The 20404-nt window shown below is 60.4% G+C and carries 19 protein-coding genes; 11 read left to right on the forward strand and 8 right to left on the reverse strand.

What is annotated here, in order from left to right:
• The first annotated feature begins 8 nt into the window (after positions 1 to 8).
• The gene (locus DWV20_RS03320; protein ID WP_233508891.1) at positions 9 to 893 is read left to right on the forward strand and encodes a DUF4430 domain-containing protein; all 885 of its coding nucleotides are present in this window, start codon (positions 9 to 11) and stop codon (positions 891 to 893) included.
• Between the two features lie 159 nt (positions 894 to 1052).
• On the opposite strand, the gene DWV20_RS03325 is transcribed toward DWV20_RS03320, so the two are convergent.
• The 3 genes from DWV20_RS03325 to DWV20_RS03335 form a co-directional block, all read right to left on the reverse strand.
• On the reverse strand, positions 1053 to 1460 hold the full coding sequence (locus DWV20_RS03325) for a GtrA family protein (RefSeq protein ID WP_022095123.1): 408 nt from the start codon (positions 1458 to 1460) through the stop codon (positions 1053 to 1055).
• 218 nt (positions 1461 to 1678) lie between these two features.
• The gene (locus DWV20_RS03330; RefSeq protein ID WP_117758763.1) at positions 1679 to 2074 is read right to left on the reverse strand and encodes a GtrA family protein; all 396 of its coding nucleotides are present in this window, start codon (positions 2072 to 2074) and stop codon (positions 1679 to 1681) included.
• Between the two features lie 78 nt (positions 2075 to 2152).
• On the reverse strand, positions 2153 to 4069 hold the full coding sequence (locus DWV20_RS03335) for a fructose-1,6-bisphosphatase (protein WP_117758764.1): 1917 nt from the start codon (positions 4067 to 4069) through the stop codon (positions 2153 to 2155).
• A 319-nt stretch (positions 4070 to 4388) separates the two neighbouring features.
• Here DWV20_RS03335 and DWV20_RS03340 point away from each other — a divergent pair, with 319 nt between their 5' ends.
• Positions 4389 to 5279 (forward strand): DegV family protein, encoded by an 891-nt coding sequence (locus tag DWV20_RS03340; protein ID WP_117758765.1) that lies wholly within the window; start codon positions 4389 to 4391, stop codon positions 5277 to 5279.
• 82 nt (positions 5280 to 5361) lie between these two features.
• On the opposite strand, the gene DWV20_RS03345 is transcribed toward DWV20_RS03340, so the two are convergent.
• Positions 5362 to 6453 carry a hypothetical protein gene (locus DWV20_RS03345; RefSeq protein ID WP_117758766.1) on the reverse strand — a complete coding sequence of 364 codons (1092 nt, stop codon included), beginning with the start codon at positions 6451 to 6453 and terminating at the stop codon, positions 5362 to 5364.
• 190 nt (positions 6454 to 6643) lie between these two features.
• On the opposite strand from DWV20_RS03345, the gene DWV20_RS09885 reads away from it, so the two are divergent.
• Complete coding sequence (locus DWV20_RS09885) at positions 6644 to 6814, forward strand: hypothetical protein (RefSeq protein ID WP_158557554.1); 171 nt, start codon at positions 6644 to 6646, stop codon at positions 6812 to 6814.
• 24 nt (positions 6815 to 6838) lie between these two features.
• On the opposite strand, the gene DWV20_RS03350 is transcribed toward DWV20_RS09885, so the two are convergent.
• The gene (locus tag DWV20_RS03350; protein ID WP_118256388.1) at positions 6839 to 7942 is read right to left on the reverse strand and encodes an RsmB/NOP family class I SAM-dependent RNA methyltransferase; all 1104 of its coding nucleotides are present in this window, start codon (positions 7940 to 7942) and stop codon (positions 6839 to 6841) included.
• A 36-nt stretch (positions 7943 to 7978) separates the two neighbouring features.
• Positions 7979 to 10129, reverse strand: coding sequence for a methionine--tRNA ligase (locus DWV20_RS03355; protein WP_117758768.1), 2151 nt, complete (start codon positions 10127 to 10129; stop codon positions 7979 to 7981).
• 132 nt (positions 10130 to 10261) lie between these two features.
• Here DWV20_RS03355 and DWV20_RS03360 point away from each other — a divergent pair, with 132 nt between their 5' ends.
• The 3 genes from DWV20_RS03360 to queA all read left to right on the forward strand — a co-directional run bounded on the left by DWV20_RS03360 (position 10262) and on the right by queA (position 12696).
• Positions 10262 to 10828 carry a DUF3267 domain-containing protein gene (locus DWV20_RS03360; RefSeq protein ID WP_118256389.1) on the forward strand — a complete coding sequence of 189 codons (567 nt, stop codon included), beginning with the start codon at positions 10262 to 10264 and terminating at the stop codon, positions 10826 to 10828.
• A gap of 10 nt (positions 10829 to 10838) precedes the next feature.
• Positions 10839 to 11414 (forward strand): epoxyqueuosine reductase QueH, encoded by a 576-nt coding sequence (locus DWV20_RS03365; RefSeq protein WP_118256390.1) that lies wholly within the window; start codon positions 10839 to 10841, stop codon positions 11412 to 11414.
• 70 nt (positions 11415 to 11484) lie between these two features.
• Positions 11485 to 12696: a tRNA preQ1(34) S-adenosylmethionine ribosyltransferase-isomerase QueA gene (gene queA / locus DWV20_RS03370; protein WP_118256391.1), complete on the forward strand. Its 1212-nt coding sequence runs from the start codon at positions 11485 to 11487 to the stop codon at positions 12694 to 12696.
• 306 nt (positions 12697 to 13002) lie between these two features.
• On the opposite strand, the gene DWV20_RS03375 is transcribed toward queA, so the two are convergent.
• Positions 13003 to 14784, reverse strand: coding sequence for a hypothetical protein (locus tag DWV20_RS03375; protein WP_118256392.1), 1782 nt, complete (start codon positions 14782 to 14784; stop codon positions 13003 to 13005).
• 294 nt (positions 14785 to 15078) lie between these two features.
• On the opposite strand from DWV20_RS03375, the gene DWV20_RS03380 reads away from it, so the two are divergent.
• The 5 genes from DWV20_RS03380 (at position 15079) to DWV20_RS03400 (ending at position 19151) form a co-directional block, all read left to right on the forward strand.
• On the forward strand, positions 15079 to 15879 hold the full coding sequence (locus DWV20_RS03380) for an SDR family NAD(P)-dependent oxidoreductase (protein ID WP_006235414.1): 801 nt from the start codon (positions 15079 to 15081) through the stop codon (positions 15877 to 15879).
• A 436-nt stretch (positions 15880 to 16315) separates the two neighbouring features.
• Positions 16316 to 17455, forward strand: coding sequence for a tRNA guanosine(34) transglycosylase Tgt (tgt, locus tag DWV20_RS03385; protein WP_022093813.1), 1140 nt, complete (start codon positions 16316 to 16318; stop codon positions 17453 to 17455).
• 213 nt (positions 17456 to 17668) lie between these two features.
• Positions 17669 to 18427 (forward strand): TIGR00730 family Rossman fold protein, encoded by a 759-nt coding sequence (locus DWV20_RS03390; RefSeq protein WP_117758772.1) that lies wholly within the window; start codon positions 17669 to 17671, stop codon positions 18425 to 18427.
• Between the two features lie 113 nt (positions 18428 to 18540).
• The gene (locus tag DWV20_RS03395; RefSeq protein WP_117758773.1) at positions 18541 to 18840 is read left to right on the forward strand and encodes a type II toxin-antitoxin system RelB/DinJ family antitoxin; all 300 of its coding nucleotides are present in this window, start codon (positions 18541 to 18543) and stop codon (positions 18838 to 18840) included.
• A 2-nt stretch (positions 18841 to 18842) separates the two neighbouring features.
• A complete protein-coding gene (locus DWV20_RS03400; protein WP_117758774.1) occupies positions 18843 to 19151 on the forward strand; it encodes a type II toxin-antitoxin system YafQ family toxin in 309 nt (102 codons plus the stop codon).
• A gap of 64 nt (positions 19152 to 19215) precedes the next feature.
• Here the strand turns inward: DWV20_RS03400 and DWV20_RS03405 are convergent.
• The coding region (locus DWV20_RS03405; RefSeq protein WP_199581776.1) for a helicase-related protein at positions 19216 to 20404 on the reverse strand (1189 nt) is incomplete at its 5' end.

Raw genomic sequence — 20404 nt, forward strand, 5'->3', positions numbered from 1 at the left:
TGAGGGCTGTGTCCAATAAATCCAAGGACGCTGATCCCAAGCAACCAGATTCCTCGTTCATTCAGTTCGACGATGCAAAGCAAAAGGGCGCCGCTTCGGCGGCGTCCGCCCCTCGTCGCAAGGCGCTCCTTGGCGTTCTGGCTGCCGCGTGCACCATTCTGATCGTCGTCTCGCTGGGCTTCGTCCATCCTTCCACAAGCGGTGCCTGGTCCATCGACTGGATCATTCAGACCGTGACGGGGGAGAGCGTCGTCACCAAGGACACCAAGGCGTCTGGCTCGACTACGACTTCGGGCGAGGCCAGTTCCAAGGATTCCAAGTCATCGAATGACGCAAAGGATGAGTCCAAGGACGATTCCGAGTCTTCAAACAAGGAATCGGATAAAAGCTCGGATAGCAAGAAGTCCGATGGTCAGGACGGCAAGAAGTCTGGAGATAAATCCGCTGCCCAGAATACGGGAACCGGCGATACTTCCAATGTGTCTGGCGGTGCTTCTTCGGGCGGCGGCCAGTCGTCTGATGGAGCCTCCAGCTCTAATGGCGGAAGCGCTCCCTCGGGCGGCCAGAGCGGCTCGCAGGAGTCCAGCTACGTAACAGTGACGGTTTCGGTTACATCGAGCGCCGTGGGCAATCCTGTGTCCTCTGGTGGCACCTTTACCTTTAACGAAGGCGCTACCGTCTACGATGCCCTGTACGCGCTGGGCCTTTCTGTCAACGCACGTGGCTCGTCGTACGGCACGTATGTCTCCGCGATTGGTGGTTTGGCCGAGAAACAGTACGGCGGCACGAGTGGCTGGATGTACTCCGTCAACGGCACAACGCCCATGACGGCGTGCAGCAACTACGTTCTCTCCAACGGCGACAACGTGGTCTGGTATTACGTTACAGGCTAGAGGCCTCGACATATCGCACCAAACGGGCGGTTCGGATAAGCATCCGGGCCACCCGTTTTTCATGCGTAGAGGACTGGGTCGCCGGGTCTCTCGGCAAACAAAAAACCGGTTGGAACGGGAATTCCAACCGGTTATACATTCAAGCAAATAGTGAATCGACTACGACCGTGCGCCCTCGAGGAAGAAGCGGCGGCTGAAGTAGTTGTACCAGGTGACGAGGAACGTAGCGATCGCTTTCATGGCCTGGTAGCCGATGCTCAAAAACGTGACGCCCACAAACATGTACAGGTCGTTGAGGCCCAGGCCGATCACCGACAGGATGGTGAAGATCGTGAACTCGCGCTTGCGGCTCATGCCCTCGCGATGGTCGAACACGTACTTCATGCTGAGCCAGTAGTTGACCACGACGGACGTGATGAACGAGACCGTGGTGCTCATCAAAAAGTCGAGGTGGAACAGCTCGACGAGCGCAATGAGCATACCCCAGTCGATGCCAAAGGAGATAAGGCCCACGACAGCGAACTTGAGGAACTGCTTAGTATGAGGTTGTGCCAGTGCCTTGCGCACGTAATCACATCCAATGCGTTGATGAATCGAGCAGAGGATACTTTAGAGCTTTTGCAAGGGAAACGTAAGGTCTTTGCCAAGAACTATACGAACTCGCCAAATTATCAAGTGCTAATCCGCAAACGTTGAAAATTTGCCCGTAAACGAGCAATGCCCACGAACAACACAGCGCACGACGCGCGTCATCCGTGGGCATTGTAAAGCTGTAAGGTTGCGAGTTACTTGGTCTCATCGCCTTCCAGGAAGATCTTTCGGGTCACAAAGTTGTAGACCATGACAAGCGCGGTGGCGCAAATCTTGGCGATATTGGCCTCGAGCCCCAGGCCGGCGTTGAGTGTCAACACGATGCCGTCGTTGAGTGCCAGGCCGATCACGGACAGCACGACAAAGATAATGAACTCGCGGCGGCGGCTCATGCCTTCCTTGTGCGCAAACACGTACTTCATGCTTGCGAGGTAGTTAAAGATGAGTGAGACGATAAAGCCGCTGGTATTGGCGATTAGGATGTTGAGGCCCAGACCGTAGTGGAGCAGATTCATAATGCCAAAGTCGATAACCGTGGCAATGACACCGACGACGCCAAATTTCATGATCTGCGCAAGGAGCTTTTGCATGGTACCTGCCTTATGGTGGCGCCGGGGCGCCGCGGGGATGACAAACTCAGCAAGTTTAGCCAATCCCCACGGGTGGTGCTAGGCGCGCTCCTCGATAGCACCGTTTCTATATGCATCGAGCAGCTGGCGCAGGTCTTGGATCTGGCTGCGGATCTTGGCTCCGGAATCGGTGTCGCTCACCATGCGGCGACGGTCTGCTTGGTCAAAACGGTTGGTCTCGCTTTCGATGTCCACGTTGCGCGTGAGTGCCTCGGCAACCGTCGTAAAGGCCCGGTGCGACTTGAGGCGGCAGCCGCGCGAGCTCGAGATGAGCGTATAGCCGGCGATACCCGTCTTGGGATGGTAAGCGCGGCAGAAGCCGCCATCGATGACCAGCAGTTTGCCCTCGGCGCGGATGGGCTGCTCACCCTTGGTGGTTTTAACGGGCGTATGGCCGTTGATGATGTGGCCCGTCGGCGAGCAAGCCATGGGGGCGACGCCAAACTCGCGCATGATGTCGTCGCAAACGGACGAGGATGTGGTGAGCGTATAGTACGGGTCCATCGGCTCGACCCACGTGCTCTTGTCGGCGAGGTAGGCGCGCTCGAACGTGCGCACCACGCGTCCGCTGGCGGGTGAGTTAAAGCCGATCCACAGGTACCACATCCAGTCGAGGGCATCGCGGTCGCCAACGCGCCACGCGCGGCGGGCGATATGGTCGCAGAAATCAAAATAATCGCGGCCGGCGTGCCAGGTGCCCAGGCAGTTCATGCTGCTAAAGGTGCCGTCTTCGTTGAGCGGCGCGCAGCCGTGGAAGAGCAGGTTGCCGTTGGCGACCTTATACAGGGAGCCGTGGGTATAGAGGAAATCGATGTGGCGATGCAGGTGATCGGCGGTGACAAACTCGGACACGAGCTTGTCGATGATGTGCTGCTCCTCGGGCATGAGCGTGTAGGGGTCCGCCGGATCGACGGTGGGGAAGTCGTTGGTCGTGAGCGGCCATACGCTGCCGTCGGCAAGCGTGACCGTGCTGGCGTCGTGATCGATCTTGTCGAGCAGCAGGCGATCTGCCATGTCGAACTCGGGGTGGCGCTGGATAATCTGGCCCTCGAGCTTAAAAAGCAGGACGTTAATGGCTTTGATGAGCGGGCTGATGGACTCGCCGGCGGTATAGGTGGCGTCGGCGAAGGCGACAAGCTCGCGCAGCGAGATGCCATAGTCGTTCTCAAGAATCTCATAGTTGTCGTAGCGCAGGTTGTTGCGCAGCACCGTGGCGATGCAGGCGGGCTCGCCGGCAGCGGCGCCCATCCACAGCAGGTCGTGGTTGCCCCACTGAATGTCGAGCGAATGATAGGTAAGCAGGCGGTCCATAATCTTGGCCGCGCCGCCACCGCGGTCGAAGATGTCGCCCACCAGGTGCAGGTGGTCGACGGCGAGGCGCTTGATGAGTGAGGCGAGCGACTCGATAAAGTCGTCGGCGCTGGCGGTCTCCAAGATGGATTCGATAATGCGCTCGTGATAACGCACGCGGTAGTTGTTCTCATCCGGATGCGTGTGCAGCAACTCGTCGATGATGTAGGCGTAATCGCGCGGGATGGCCTTACGCACTTTGGAGCGGGTATAGCGGCTCGAAAGCGAGCGGGCGACCACAATGAGTCGGTCGAGCATGGTCTTGTACCAGGTGGGCGAGTCCTCACGCCGGCTGCGGACAAGATCGATCTTCTCGCGCGGATAGTAGATGAGCGTGCACAGCTCGCCCTTTTCGTCAAAGGAGAGCGTGTCGCCAAAGATTTCGTCGACATGTTCGCGCACGACGCCCGAGCAGTTGTTGAGGATGTGCATAAAGGCTTCGTACTCGCCATGCACATCGCTCATAAAATGCTCGGTGCCCTTGGGCAGGTTGAGGATGGCCGAGAGGTTGATGATCTCGGTGAATGCGGATTGCTCGGTAGGGAACTGTCTCGATAGCAGGCGCAGATACTTGAAGTCTTGCGGATTGCGATCGAATGCGACCATGAGGCACCTTCCGATGTGGTTGCTAAAACTGATAAAAACAGCGTCAAACGTTTATCAGTATGCGCCGCTTTTGTTTCGATTGGAGATGGGAGGTCGAATTGTTGGCCGAACGGTTTGGTAAATCGATTTAGTCGAGGTGGATATGGCGGTTGAATGGAGACGCGGGGTCGTTTTGCAGGCGCATGCCTCCGGGATCGATAGAGATGATGACGGTAAAGATGTTCACTACCTTTGGTTCAATTTGGTAAATAGTGGACATTTGTACCGTATTCACATTTGCTGTGCGATAATTTGCGCAGCAATGAGTAAGGAGCCTCATATGAGTGATTTTGTCCTGACCTGTGAATCCGCCGCCGATCGAACCCGCGAGTTCTTTGAATCGCGCAATATCCCTGTCGTGTGTTTTCATTACGAGATCGACGATGTTGTCTATACGGACGATCTGTATCAGTCGATTGCGCCGGACGAGTTTTTTGCCCAGATTGCCGCGGGCGCCATGCCCAAGACGTCTCAGGTGAGCGTGGGTGAGTACGAGGAGTTTTGGGAACCGTTCGTTGCCGGGGGTAAAGACGTGCTGCACCTGACCTTGTCGTCGGGTATTTCGGGCACGTATGGATCGGCCTGCGTTGCGGCGCAGATGCTCGCGGACCGCTATCCCCAGGGCGGCAAGGTGCGCGTCATCGATTCGCTGGCGGCGTCTTCGGGCTTTGGCCTGTTGCTGGAATATGCCGCCGACGTGCGCGATAGCGGTGCTTCGCTCGACGAGACGGCTGCCTGGGTTGAGGAGCACAAGCTCAACCTACACCACTGGTTCTTCTCGACCGATCTGTCGAGCTACCTGCGCGGCGGTCGCATTTCGGCTGCGAGCGCGATCATCGGCACGGCGCTTAAGATTTGCCCGCTTATGACGGTCGATTGCGAAGGTGGGCTGTCGCCACGTGAGAAGATTCGCACTAAGAAGCGCGCGATTTCCGAGATGGCTAAGACCATGATGGCACACGTGCAGGACGGTGCGGATTATTCGGGTAAGTGCATCATGTCGCACTCGGCGTGCCGCGAGGATGCCGAAGCAGTTGCGGCGCTGATCGAGGAACAGATTCCGCAGCTTAAAGGCAAGATTGAGATCAATAACATCGGTACTCTGATTGGCTCGCATACCGGACCTGGTACGGTGGCGCTCTTCTTTATGGGCGACAAGCGCGTGGATTAGTTTGCCCCATCACATCGCTGCATGATTGCTCAAACGAAAACGGCCCGCCTCACGTTTGTGGGGCGGGCCTTGCTGTTGGGGGTTAGCGTTTCTTTCCGCGGAAGAAGAAGCCGTGCAGTGACGGCTTGAGGCCGCGGTTGGCGCGATGCTCCTCGACGCGCTCGTGGATCGAAGCGACGCGCTCGATGACTTCGTCGGGAATCGGCACGTCGGGATTCATGTTCTCGACCTGGCTGACCTCGGCGGCGGAGACCTGGTCGATAATGGGCACATCGTCGTGCGAGATGACAGGTGTGGCGTCTTCCTTCATCTTGCGATAACGCTGCATCATGTCGGTCTGTAGCTGCTGGGCCGAAGGCGGCGTCCAGATGATGGCGTTGGCGCCGGCGGCGATGGTTTCACGGATGCTCTCTGGCGTCTTGCCGCCCGGCGCGATGAGCGGCAGGTTGGGATAGTGCTTGCGCAGCTCGCGTAGGACCTGGGGCGTGTTCTTGCCGGCGGCGATGTTGAGAATCTTGGCTCCAGCGCGCACCTTGGCGTGGACATCGTCGTCGCAGCGAACGACCGTAGCGATGACGGGGATGTCGGCGATGTTGGTGATGTGCTCGACCATCTCGGCGGTGGCGGGGGAGTTGACCACGCATCCCGCCGCGCCCTGCATCTCGGAGACGGCTGCCATCTGCACGGAGCGCTTACCAGTGGTGGTGCCACCGCCCACACCTACAAAGACCGGGCACTCGGCGACGGTCAGCAGCGCTTGCGTAATGGCGGGCTGCGGCGTGAAAGGGTAGACCGCAAAGACGGCATCGGCGTTGGAGTTGCGGATAACCGCGACATCGGTGGTGTAAATGAGCGACTTGATGCGGCGGCCAAAGAGCGTGAAGCCGCTGGCCTCCTCAATCTCGTCAGGCATGCGAAGGGCCGCCTTGCGCAAACGCCCGTCGATGGGCAGCGGCTCCATGGGGAGCAGTCCGTTGGGGGTCACGGCTACCTGGGGCTCGGTGAACTCGTCTGCGAGCTCGACCTCGGAGAAATCGACCGAGGCGACGATGTCCTCGTGAACCTCGGCGGGCACATCGATGGGGGCTTGGTCGCTTGCCGCGGCAGGCGTGTCGAAGGAGCTGGTGCCGACGAAGGCGTCGACGCGCTCATTTAGATCGTTGAGGGTATCCATGGAAGCTCGATTCTATGTGATGACGGCCGGCGCGATGCAGCCGGAATTGCGAATGCTAAATCGTTTGACGAGTTGATTTTTCCCCGCCGCGTCCTCCGTTAGACCGAAGGGCGGCGAACGTGAAGGAGCTGTGGTGGCGGGGATCGAGGTGCTATCTTGAAAGTCCCGTTTAAAAGAGAGGTGACGCGGTATGGAATTTTCGGCAATGTTGGGCTCGATTGGCCTATGCGTGGGCGCAATCGTAGCCGCCGCGGTCATCTACTTTGTGGTTACGGCCATTAAAGGCAAAAGGGCCGAACGCAAGGAGCGCGCGATGCTTAAACAGCATCGCGACCAGCAGGGCAAACGCGCACGGAGATAGCTTGTTGAGTTTTGGATCCGTGCGCTAGCTGCGTTTTCGGATCAGGGCAATGTAGAAGCCTTCAAATTCGCGGCTGGGCGGAATGGTGAGCGTGCCGGGCAGGCCGTTGGCGATGGCCGATACCTGACCCGCGGCGATTGCCTCGGTGAGAGCGTTGGACTCGATGCGCGGCTCTTCACCGGCATCCTGGGCGCGACGCGCTTCGCTTTCGCTCGGCGTGCCGTCGAGGGGAATGAGCTCGCAGTCCATATGCTTGTCGAGGGCCTCTTGCAGGGCGTCCTCGTTTTCCTGCGGCAAGATCGAACAAGTCGAATAGACGAGCGTGCCGCCCGGTTTGAGGGCTCCCATGGCGCGGTCCAGAAGTGCTCGCTGCGAGCGGGCGCACTTGCCGAGCAACTGCTCGGTCAGGCCGCGCAGGCTTTTCTCGTTGCCGCTGATGACGGTGCCCGTGCCGGTGCAGGGAGCGTCGAGCAGGATGCGGTCAAAGCGGAAGAACTCGTCGAGCTCGCGTGCGTCGGTGCGCATGACGGGCACGTTTTTTGCGCCTTGGCGGTGGAGGTTGGCTTCGAGCTTCTCGGCGCGGGGAATGCTCATCTCGCAGGCGGTAAGGTGCGCCTGCCCCTGCGTGAGGGCGGCGATCTGCGTCGTCTTGCCGCCAGGGGCTGCGCACATGTCCAGGATGTCCTCGCCTGCCTGGGCGCCCAGGACCAACGGCGGCATCATGGACGACAGACTTTGCAAGTAGATCTTGCCGTCGCGGTAGATGTCGAGGTCCCACAGGTCGGAAACCTGTGCCTCGGGCAGGACGAAGGCGTCTGGGTACCAGGTGACGGGGTTGTGGGCGATGCCGGCGGCATCGAGCGCCGCAGCGATGTCCTCGGCGGTTGCCTTGAGCGTGTTAGCGCGCAGCGTGACCGGGCGTGTGGCCGCGGCGCCGAAGCCCTCGATCATGAGCTCGGCATCGGCGGGCGCATAGGCGCCGGCGACCGTGTCGACCATAAAGCGCGGCAGGTCGGCGGCGCAAGGAAGGGCGGCAAGCTGGTCGGAAAGCTCGGTGGCGGCAAACTGCCTGAGCTTGAGCTCGGCCTTGACCTGCTTTTTCTGCTTACGACGACGCGGCTTGGACATCCGTCTTTCCTTCCCATTCCATTACATGTCGAGTGTTTAGTACTGGCTCTCGTGCTTGCTAAAGAAGTCGAAGCGCGGGGGCAGCGGCTTTACGCGGTGCTCGCCGGGCTTCTCGCCCAGGCTCTCCACAAACTCATCCGTGGAGGCAAAGATGTTATCCCAGCTAAAGAAAGCGACCGGGTCGAAGTCAAAGTACTCGCAGATGAGCTCGCAGCCGGCCGGCACAATACCGTGCATCAGGACGGTCGCCACGCGCAGCTCGGTAAAGGCGTCGACGAGGGCCTGCGTCATCGCGGCGTTTGCTGGCTTGCCTTCGAGCTTGTTGGCGGCCTTGGAAGCGTCGCTCCAGCGCTTGTTGGCGGCGCGCAGGTAGTCGTCGCACACGGCAAGCGCGCGGTGCGTCTCGAACTTGTACATGGCCTGCTCAAAGGCGAGGGCTGCCTGCTGGGCGGCTTCGACCACGGTGTCAGAAGCGGCACCGGCGGGGATGCAGCCGTTGCGGTAGGGGCTCTCGTCGCCTTCCTTGACGGCGACGCCGTAGAAGCAGCTGCGGGCCAGACGGTTGAACACGCCGGTCAGCAGCGCGCTCTCCTTAAGGGCCGGGTCGATAACGCGCTTGTCGTCGCAGGCGCGTACCTCGTTGCCGTCCTTGTCCTTGCCGGTCACACGCGTGTCGTATGCCTTGGGGCTAAAGCTCACCGGCTTTTCGGATAGGCCGAGCGACAGCCAGTGCGCGCGCATCTGCTCGCAGGTGTAGTGGTTGAGCAGGTCGTCTGCCGGCGGGGGAGGCGTCTGCGAGGACGAGCTGGCCTTTTTGCCCATGTAGAGCAGGTGGTAGCAGGCGCTGACGGTGCTCTGCGTGAGGTCCCAGCCCAGGGCCTCCCACATGGCGGTCTGCGCGATGCAGTAGAAATAGATGTTGTCCTGACCGATGAACTGGTAAATCTGAGCGTCGTCAGAGCACCACCAGTCGCGCCAGTCGAGCGAGCTGTGCTGGTAGGTGGGTGCGGGCACCTGCGTGGAGTCGGCGGCGGGCTCGCCCATGAGGGCGGCATCCTGGGCGGCGACGCCCTCGGTCACGCCGGCGGCCTTGGCATCGCGCGCGAGCACGGTACGCGTATAGCTGATGGGCGCCCACAGGCTCTCGGGCCAGCACCAGCAGGTGACGTCGGAGACGCCATCGACCTCGGGCACCGGAACGCCCCAGTCGATGTTGCCGGTGATGCGGAAGGGCACGAGTGCCTTGCCGCTGCGGAAGCGCACGCCACCGTTGGCGAGCACCGCGTGGGCGTCGTCGCGCTCCTTCCAGCTGGGGAAGGTGACGGTAAAGCTGCTCTTGTTGCCCTCGGGCTCCAGCACGGTGTGCTCGGGGAGCTGGTCCTCGACGGCATCGAAGGCCTCGCGGAACTTGTTCTGGATGTAGAGCTGAGCCGGCAGCAGCCACTCCTCCATGGTCTTGGAGACCACGGAGCGAACCTGCGGGTTCTGGGCGAGCTTGGCGGTGTAGGTCTTCATAAAGTCGAGGTAGGCCGGCAGGTCAAAGTAGAGATTGTCGACCGGGCGCAGCTCGGGCACCTCGCCGGTGAGCTGGCTCTTGGGCGCGATGAGCTCCTCGGGCTCAAACTGGTGGCCCAGATCGCACTCGTCGGCATAAGCCTTCTCGGACTTGCAGCCCTGGATGGGGCAGCGGCCGATGACCTGGCGGCCGTTGAGGAACGTGCCGGCCTTGGCATCGTAGAACTGCAGCGTGGAGCGCTTGGAGATGGTGCCCTGCTCGTGCAGGCGCTCGATAATCTCGGCAGTCACCTCGTTGTGGATCTGGGCCGCCGGCTCAAGGCCCGAGCCGCCGTAGATGTCGCAGCTGATGTTGTAGTTGTTGAGGGTCGCGGCCTGGCGGGAGTGATTGGACTCGACATACTCGCCGATGGACTTGTCGTAGCCCTCGTTCTCCTTGAGCTTGCGGTAGCTCTCCATGATGGGCGAGCCGTAGCAGTCGGTGCCCGAGGTGAAGATGACGTTCTCGCGGCCCAGGCGGTCGCGCAGGAAGCGGGCGAAGAAGTCGGCCGGGACAAAGACGCCGCCAACGTGGCCAAAGTGAAGGCCCTTGTTGCCGTAGGGCTCGCCGGCGGTAACGATGGCGCGGCGAGGCCAGCTGGGACGGTCGTTCATGGAGTATTTGGATGCCATGGGACTCCTTCGCATATGGTAAGAGCGCGGCCGGGCGCAAGGCCTGGCGATGCGGTGGTCAATTCGTGCATATCGTTCGACATTATCGCACATGCGGACGGGTACGTGGCAGGGGCGCTATCCTAAGATGCTATGAATGAGATTTCCAACATACATGCGTTTGAGGACGAGGATTTTCTACACGCTTGCTTCGTGTGGGGGATGGCCGTGATCGCGGTGTTTGCCGTGTGCCTGGTGCCGATGTTTATGCTGCTGGGCGGGCCTGCGGACTTGGATGCGGCTGAGGCGGGCGGCTGGACCACCGTCGTGGGCTGGATGGTCGGTGTGGCTGCGGTTTCTGCAGCGTCGTTTGCCGTGCACGAGCTGGTGCATGCGGTGTTTTTTAAGCTGCTGGCGCCTGCGGGCGCGCATGTGACCTTTGGCGCGAATCGTGAGACGGCGATGATCTATGCCTGCGCCGAGGGCGTTGTGTATTCGCGTCGGCGGTACATGGCCATTTGCCTGGCGCCCACGGTTGTTTTGACGGTGGCGTTTGCCCTGGGGTTTGCGTTCTCGGGCTATCCGCTGCTGTGCTACCTGGCGGCTGGTCTGCACTTGTCGGGCTGCGTGGGCGATTGGTATTACGTGCGGACCATCCTGCGCGACCGCCGCATTGTCGCCTGCGAGGATACGTCCTTTGGCGTGCGCTTTTTTGGGTGAGGAGATGTTGATGAGGCCGTTGTTGCTGCATGCGTGCTGTGCACCATGCTCGCTTGAGCCGGTTCGCCTGCTGCGCGAGGAGGGGTTTGAGCCCACGATTTGCTGGACCAACCCCAATATTCAACCGCGCGATGAATGGCAGCGCCGCTTGGACGAGCTGCGCCGGTGGTGTGCCGACGGCGGCATCGAGCTCATTGAGGCAAGCGAGGATCGCGAGCGCTGGGAGGCCGGCGTGGCCCCGCTGGGTGCCGATCGGCCCCGTCGCTGTCGCGCGTGCTATGCCCTGCGTCTGGCCGAGGCGTGCCGCGTGGCCCAGGAGCACGGGTTTGAGTTTGTGGGCACGACGCTCGCCGTCTCGCCGTATCAGCTGTTCGATACCTGTAATGACGCGCTTGAGCGCTTGGCAGCGGCACATGGGCTCACCCCGGTCATTCGCGATTTTCGCCCGTATTACCCCGAGGCCACGCGTCGTTCGCGCGAGCTTGGCATGTATCGGCAGAACTACTGTGGTTGCCGCTTCTCGGCCGTCGAGGCGGCCATGGACCGCGCCCGCATCCGCGATGAGCGTAAAGCCGCCAAAAAGTAGTTCATTTGGGACGTTAGCCTGCTAGGATGTAGAGCGGACTTTAGCTATATAAGGAGAATCCGACGTGTCTATGCGTACCGATGATTTTGACTATAACCTTCCTGAGGAACTGATTGCCCAGGCTCCTGCCGAGCCGCGTGACTCCTGCCGCCTGCTGGTGGTGGATCGCAAAGGCTCCCAGGCAGGAACGCCGCTGGAGCATGGCGGCACCGTCGAGCACCGCATCTTCCGCGACATCATCGACTATATCGAGCCGGGCGATGTGCTCGTCATCAACAAGACACGCGTGATGCCGGCCCGCCTGATCGGTCGCAAGGCAGGCTCGGGCGGCGTGGTCGAGACGCTGCTACTCAAGCGCCGCGAGGACGTTGACCCGCTGGGCCACGTTTGGGAGTGCCTGGTCAAGCCGGGTAAGCGCCTGAAGCCCGGTGCTCAGATTGAGTATCGCGCCGGTGGCGCCCATGCGCCCGAGGGCGCGCCCGTGGTGCTGACGGCCGAGGTCGTCGACTTTGTCACCGATAGCCGCGGCGGCCGTCTGGTGCGCTTTGAGCCGGCCGGTTGCAATGCCGCCGGCGAGCCGCGCACGCTCGACGAGGCCATTCACGCCGCCGGTCACGTGCCGCTGCCGCCCTACATTACCGATTACGAAGGCGATCCCGAGAAGTACCAGACCGTCTATGCCATGAAGGAGGAGCACTCGGCTGCCGCTCCCACGGCGGGTCTGCACTTTACGCCCGAGCTCATGGCGGCTATCGAGGCCAAGGGCGCGAAGTTTGCCGCCGTCGAGCTCGAGGTGGGCATCGATACCTTCCGTTTGGTGGAGGAGGACGATCCCACGCAGCATGTGATGCACACCGAGCGCTACCACGTGTCGCAGGAGGTTGTCGACGCCGTGCATAAGGCTAAGGCCGAGGGGCATCGCGTGATCGCCGTCGGCACCACTGCAGTGCGCTCGCTCGAGAGCGCCTTTGACACGGATGCCCCGGTGTCCGATCCGGCCGTGACAGCGCGTTATTTTGAAGGCCGTGAGGACGGCGCCGACACGCTCGGCCGCGGTGACATCGTGGTGCGCGAGAACGCGACGACGCAGCTCTACCTCATGCCTGGCTCGACCTATCACGTGGTCGACGCGCTGATCACGAACTTCCACGTGCCGCGCTCTACGCTCATGATGCTCGTGAGCGCGCTTGCCACCCGCGACCAGATCATGGATGCCTACGCCGCCGCCATCGAGGAGCGCTACCGCTTCTTCAGCTTTGGCGACGCGATGCTCATTTTGTAGGTTACGGCGTTTTCCAAACGCCGTAACCGGCCGACGCTGCGCGGGCCGCATTTGGACAATCTGACGTTCAACTTCAAGGGCGCGACCAGAAGGTCAGCGCCCTTTCGTTTCACGTCACCTTGTCTCAAATGCGACCCGCTCGCTGTCGTTGCCAAAACACCGGCATTTCTTTGGTTGTCAAGAGGATGCCGCTCTAGCGGGTTTTCGCTGTCCGCGCCAAAACATCGGCGTCGCCTTTGTTGGCACTTGGGGACGTTCCTTATGTGCCGGCACCTGGGGACAGTCCTTGTAATCGTTGGGGAGTGGTTACTTGCTCGCGAACAGCCAGATCAAGATGATCACGAGAACTACGGCAACGATGCAGACGATGGCGCCGGTGAATTTGATGCGTGAGTCGCGGGTACGCTCGCGCACCGCGTCCTCGGTGGCCTCGAGCTGGGCGACTTCTCGCTCGGTCTCGGTGTGTTCGACTTTGTCTCGGGCCAAGGATCCTGCAAGCGACTCAGTGATCTCTGGGTGGTCGTGCACCTCGGTCGCCTGTTCGATGATCGACTGCGCATGTGCGGCATCTGTTTGGGCGTTGGCGATGGTCTGCTCCTGGTCGCGGCGTGCCTTGTCCTCGGCAGCGATCTTCTCGCGCAGTTCGCGCTGACGAGTCGCGGCGGCGGTCTTCGCCGTCTGCAGCTCGTCGCGCGCGGCATCGGCTTCGGTCGTCACGGCTTGGTGCGCGCGTTTTGCGTCGGCGATAGGGGCTTGAGCCTGCTCGACGGCCTGCTCGGCTGCGGCAAGCGAGTGCTCAAGGTCGGCGGTGATGCGCGGGACATCTTCTTCGGCTTTACGCAGGGCATCTGCCGTGTCGGAAATCTGCATCGAGAGCTCGCTGGTGCGCACCGTATAGTTGGCGGGATTTGCCGAGGGATTGCGTTGCAGCTCGGCATACTCATGACGCAGCGTCTCGAGCTGGGCGCGCGTGGCGTCGACGGTTTGTTGTGCGGCGGCAATGCCGGCGTCTCGCTCTGCCTTCACCTTGTCGCGGATGCGCTTGGAATCCTCAAGACGTCGAACGAGGCGGTTGCCGGTCTCGCGTGAGCTCGCCTCGCGGGCCTCCACGGCGTCGAGCGCGGCCTTCAGGCGGAGCTCAGTCGCGTCATCCTCTGTCTTCATTTGTTCGAGCTGACCCTTGAGCTCTGTCGCTTTGGAGGCGTGGGCATCACGGTCAATCTCGGCGGCCGCTGCAGTCTTTTGGGCCGTGGCAATCGCCTGGCGCTGGTCGGCGACGATCTGGTCGTAGCGGCCTGCGATATCCTGGCGCGTCTCGAGTTCCTCGGCCTGATCGGCAATGCGCTGCTCAAGTTCGGCCAGGTGGGCGCGGGCATCGGCAAGTGCCTTTTTCGCGGCGTTCATCTCGCGCATGGCCGAGACACCCTGGGCGATAAAGGTGCCCACGGCGTTCGCAGTGTTCGAGACAGCGGTCCCCAGATCGCGGCTCGCGGCGGAGGAGTGCGGGGCGGTCGGGCGAGCGGTGTCGGCAGCGTCCGCATCGGCAGCCTGCGGCACGGCGATATTGCCGGTACCGCCCTCGATTACAGAAAAGCCTGCTGCGTGCGGGTCGACCGCATCGGCGCCAATCGTGGGATGCTCGAGCTGCAGAAACGAGGGCATGGTGCTGCCCTGGTCGGCAACCGGAGTCTCGCCGGGTACGAAGGTCGAGGCTGCCTCGGCGGCCTCCTCTTCCTCGGCGTCAACGTCAGCGTCGGCCACGGCGTCTTTCATCGCTTTGACGGCATCCATCATGGAGTCCATGACGGCGTCGAGCTCTTCTTCCGAAGACACCTCGATGGGGCCTGCTGCTTGCGGAGCGTTCTCAGCCTTGGGCTCAGTATCGCTCGGGTCCGGCTGCTCTAGCTGCTCTTCTTTGTCTTGCTCTGCGGCGACATTTGCGTCTGCGGCCTCGTCTGCGGCGGCAGGAGCCTCCTCGGCAGCGGTATCAATGCCGCCATCGCTTCTGGTGGAAGTATCGCAGTCGTCAATGGTGTCTGCGGAGTTATCAATATGCTGTTGAGTCTGGGGGTCCAGCTCGTCTGTCATAGGCATGTGCTCCTCATCGTTGTTTGTCACCCTATGATAAAGTCTCGCGCCGACATCCCGCGCGCTGCAGCAAAGTTTCAAAACGTGTTCGATGGCTCGTGTCGATAGCAAAAACTCGGCCACTTTATCCAGTTTGTACTTGACAATCCCTTCGCCGAAAGACGTTATGCCGTTCGCCTACCGAGGCCTTTTCTATTCACTTGAACACGCTAAAGTTGCATGTCAGCTTTTGGCGCGTGAAGTTGGATGCGCGCAGTCGACGGGCGGGCCCGTCGCGATTTGAAAGGACTTTGTATGGGACTTTTCACTGGTAAGACCGTGATCGTCACCGGCGGCGGCAAGGCCACGCTCAAGGACGGCTCCGCTGGCTCCATCGGTTACGGCATCGATATCGCTTTTGCCAAGGAGGGCGCGAACCTCGTCATCACCGGCCGCAACGTTGCCAAGCTCGAGGCCGCCAAGGAGTCTCTCGAGGCTGAGTACGGCGTTAAGGTTCTTCCTGTTCAGGCCGATGTCTCCGCCGGTCAGGACAACGAGGCCGTCGTGCAGAACGTTATCGACAAGGCGATTGAGGAGTTCGGTCGCATCGACGCCGTCGTTAACAACGCTCAGGCCAGCGCCTCGGGCGTGACCATCGCCGACCACACCATGGATCAGTTTAACCTGGCCATTTACTCCGGTCTGTATGCCACCTATCTGTACATGCAGAAGGCCTATCCGCACCTGAAGGAGACCAAGGGCTCCGTGGTCAACTTTGCTTCGGGCGCCGGCCTGTTTGGCAACTACGGCCAGTGCAGCTATGCTGCCGCCAAGGAGGGCATCCGCGGCCTGACTCGCGTCGCCGCCAACGAGTGGGGCAAGGACGGCATCAACGTCAACATCGTTTGCCCGCTTGCTTGGACCGCCGCGCTCGAGAACTTCCAAGATGCCTATCCCGAGGCGTTCAAGGCCAACGTCCACATGCCGCCGGCAGGCCACTACGGCGACGTCGAGAAGGAAATCGGCCGCGTTGTCGTTCAGCTCTGCGGTCCCGACTTTAAGTATATGAACGGCGAGACCGTCACCCTCGAGGGTGGCATGGGCCAGCGTCCTTAGGGGTTCCGCCGTTCTACCGAACGGCGGACCGGCCGACGCTGCGCGGGCCGCATTTGGACAATCTGCCGTTCAATTTCAAGGGCGCGACCAGAAGGTCAGCGCCCTTTCATTTCACGGCACCTTGTCTCAAATGCGACCCGCTCGCTGACGTTGCCAAAATATCGGCGTTGCCGTGGCTGGTAAATAGCTCCACTCATCGGGGACGTACTTAAATGAGTGCCCGCAGAATGAAAGTGGATAATCTCCCGTTTTTGGGCTGTGCTTTGGGCAAAAGTGGGAGATTATCCACGCTCATCCGGTAAGCGTCCAAAAATCCACGCTCATTTGCCGTGTCCCTGCCGTATCCTCCTCGCACCAGTTTCTGTCGAGTCGGTGCTTCTTGCGGGTTGCCCGTATAATGGTTTGCGTATGAGCCGCAACCAAGGAGTTCCAGTTTATGGATCAAAACCTGTTTAAATTCGACCTGATCGCCGAGGACCCGACGACGCACGCGCGTGCCGGCGTGCTGCACACCCCGCATGGCGACATCGAGACGCCGATCTTTATGCCCGTGGGCACCAAGGCAAACGTTAAGGGCATTCCCACCGAGACCGTCAAGCAGCTCGGCGCCCAGATCGTGCTTGCCAATACTTATCACCTGTCCATGCGTCCCGGCGAGGACACCATCGCCGAGCTGGGCGGACTGCACAAGTTTATGAACTGGCACGGCCCCATCCTCACCGACTCGGGCGGTTTCCAGGTGTTCAGCCACAACGACGCGGTCAAGCTCACCGACGAGGGCGTGCGCTTTATCGTCAACGACTACGACGGCCGCCACGTGTTCTGGACACCCGAGGACAACATGGAAATCGCCATGAAACTCGGCTCCGACATCTGCATGCAGCTCGACCAGTGCCCGGGCTATCCCGCCACGCGCGCCTACGTTGAGCGCGCCGTTGAGCTGTCGAGTATGTGGGCCGAGCGCTGCTACAAGGCGCATACCCGCGATGACCAGGCGCTCTTTGGTATCGTTCAGGGCGGCATGCACCTGGATCTGCGCCTGCGTTCGCTGCGCCATCTGGAGGAGTGCGGCGACTTCCCGGGCTATGGTATCGGCGGCTACTCGGTGGGCGAGGATCACGAGACCATGTTCGAGACCCTGGCACCGCTCGTGAGCGAGTACATGCCCAAGCATAAGCCGCGCTACCTGATGGGTGTCGGCAACCCCACCACGCTCGTGCGCGGCGTGGGTGTGGGCATCGACATGTTCGACTGCGTGCTGCCGACGCGCACCGGCCGCATGGGTACGGCATTCTCTAGCGAGGGTCGCCTCAACTTCCGCAACGCCCGCTTTGCGCACGACGATGGCCCCATCGATCCCACCTGCACCTGCCCGGTGTGCACGGGCGGCTACAGCCGCGCGCTCATCCGCCACATGGTCACGCAGAAGGAGATGCTCGGCGGCATTTTGCTGTCGATGCACAACATCTACTACTTGCTTAACCTTATGCAGCGTGCTCGCCAGGCCATTATCGAGGGCCGCTATGGCGCATTTGTGAGCGATTGGATGAATAGCCCTGCCGCGGTGGATTACTAAGGGCGAAAGACACGCTTGCAGAGCGTGGGCAACGGCAAAGGCTGAGCGGCAGCTGCTCGTCACATTCGCTGACGCCGGCTGCGCGACCGCTGACCGATGCCTTGCAAGCGCATGATGCATCGTGGGTACCATACCGACTAGTTGATGTTCGGGCGGGTGTTTGGCGCATGGCGTCGACCCCGCTCGCTTTTCTTTTTCTCGATAGGAGTACCCATGATTAAGAATGAGAACGTCGAGGGCGAGCCCGCCTACGACGAGACGTACCGCCGCGGCCCCGTGGTCATGCGCGGCCCCATGATTCCTAAGGACAATACGTACGCCAACCTGCTGGCGCCCGAGGATTCAACCGACTGGTTGCATGTCGATCCGTGGCGTGTGCTGCGCATTCAAGCCGAGTTTGTCGATGGCTTTGGCGCGCTTGCCGAGCTCGGGCCTGCGGTGACCATCTTCGGTAGCGCCCGCACGCCCAAGACCGATCCGCTCTACAAGGCGGCGCGCATGGTTGGACGAAAGATCGCCCAGCGCGGCGTGGCCGTGATCACCGGCGGCGGCCCCGGCATCATGGAGGCGGCCAACAGGGGAGCGGCGAGTGCCAACGGCAAATCGGTCGGCTTGGGGATCGAGCTCCCGCACGAGCACGGGCTCAACAAATACGTGAACCTGGGCATGGACTTCCGCTACTTCTTTGTGCGCAAGACCATGTTCGTCAAATACAGCTCGGGCGCCATCGTGTTTCCCGGAGGTTTTGGTACGCTCGACGAGATGTTCGAGGTGCTCACGCTGGTGCAGACGCACAAGGTCAAGCGCATGCCGCTTGTGCTGGTAGGCAGTGAGTACTGGCAGGGCCTGTTCGACTGGCTCAACGGCCCGGTGATGGACGCCGGTATGATCAGCCCGCTCGATCCGGAGCTGGTGCACATTACCGACGACCTCGACGAGGCAGTCGACATCGCCCTGAGCGGGCTGAAGTAGGGCGAGCGTGCCTGTTGTTGTAGTAATGAGAACGGCAGACTGATGCTATTTAACATCACTCTGCCATCTAAACTGGGTATACTGATGCAAAAGACGAGGCGAGGAGGTCGCGTATGTCTACTGCAACGGTTAAGCCTACGACGGTTCGCATCGAAGAGGGGCTCAAGGAACAGGCGACTGAGTTTTTGGATTCGGTTGGTCTGAGTCTCAATTCGTATCTCAACCTTGCTGTTCGGCAGCTTGTAAATCAGCGGAAGATTCCGTTTGAAATTGTGGGTCGATCCGAAGTTCCCAACGAGGTGACGAGGCGCGCCATGGTGATCGCCGAGGCCCACGAGCTGGGGATTCTGCCAGACGACAGCCCGGCGTTCGATAACGTGAATAATCTGATGTCGTTCCTTGATGAGGACTAGCGATGTTTGAGATTAAGGTCGAGGCTCAGTTTAAGACGGATTACAAGCGAACGATGCGCATTCATCCGCAGCTAAAATCCGAGTTTAAGGCGGCGGTCGCAGAGCTGGCGGCTCACGGCTCGCTTCCTACGGAATATGGCGTCCACGAGCTCTCAAACCCAGGCGGCAATTACAACGGCCATATCGACTTTCATCTATCCGATGGCATGGTCGATGTGGTCGTTCTCTATCTGCCGCATAAGACTAATCCGGTGATCCGACTGGTGAGAATGGGCTCGCATGAGGAGTTATTTCAGGGCCCGCAGGGCTGATTGCTCGCTTATGTTTCGCGGGGGAATAGGGATTGATTCGCGGCCGATTGGCCAAAAACGGCCCCTATTCCACCGTAACTGTTGGAGACGTCCCGTTCGTGGCTGCGACCTCCGGTTCTCCTCTTCGCTGGATTTCGCTTAAAAGCTCGGCTGCAACTTCGCTGCTTTTGAAACGGATGCTGCAGTCCTCTTTCTTAGGAAAGGCCAGTAATGGAATAGTTCCGTACCAGACAGTTTCCTCGTCAATCACTGATGCGCACAGGCGTCCTTCGGCTTTGATGAGATAACTGACGTTCATCTCGGCAAAAATCGCTTTCACGTCATCGCGCGGAGTCGAAGCAATTGAAATCTCAAGGGCAATCCCACGGGCGGCGGCGCCTGTGAGTACGGCAGTGAGCTTTGCGAGGCATGCAGCGGATGCGTAGGGCGCGGCAATAAAAATGCTTTTCGTTGCGCGCGCGATGTCATCTGCTAAGGCCTCCACGGCCCTTGCCGGCCTAACGAGGATGTTTTGATCGGCCCGTTTGTTGTCATTTGCTGCAAAGACTTCATACCCCAGCTTGGCGTAGGTCTTGAGTCTCTTCTGGTACATGCGCGCGAGCATGGGTATCGACAAATCAACATAGTCGAATATCTCAACCTGCTGCTTGCCCTCGTGACTTCTATGTAGCCTGCCTGCCTGCTGCGTTATGCTGCCGTCCCAAGATATCGGTGTGGCAATGAGCAGAGTGTCAAGGTAAGACAGGTCGAAACCCTCGCCCAGAAGGCCTTCGGTTGCGATGATAATTCGATGCTCATGCTCGAAGCCGGGAAGGCTGTTCAGTATTGCCTTTCTTTCTTTGGCGTCGATTTCTCCGGTTAAGAGTATAGGTTCGTGTCCGCGGCTTTGAAGCAGCCTACATAGCTCTTCGGCATGTTTTTTCCTTTTGGATAGCACAAGCGGATGTCGACCGTTTGACGCGGTCTCGAGGGCATCGTCGACAATTGCTTCGTTTCTCGCTGTGTGCGCACACAGGAGATCGAGAACTTGATTAAAGGACGCCCCTGGTTCGTAGGCGGGTAGTCGAACTCCGGTAAAACGCGGCCTAACAACGCGCTGAATTCCCTGTTGGATTGCTTGCGTTTTTGGATCAATGACATGGCGAAGCGGGCCGCAGAGCATTGAGAGTGCTCGCGTGAGTCCGTCCGAGCGTTCGGGCGTCGCGGAAAGGCGGTTGATTTCCGATCTCAGCCGAACACATTGAGCAAATAGG

This window comes from Collinsella sp. AF02-46-1 (assembly GCF_003465825.1).
GTDB lineage: Bacteria > Actinomycetota > Coriobacteriia > Coriobacteriales > Coriobacteriaceae > Collinsella.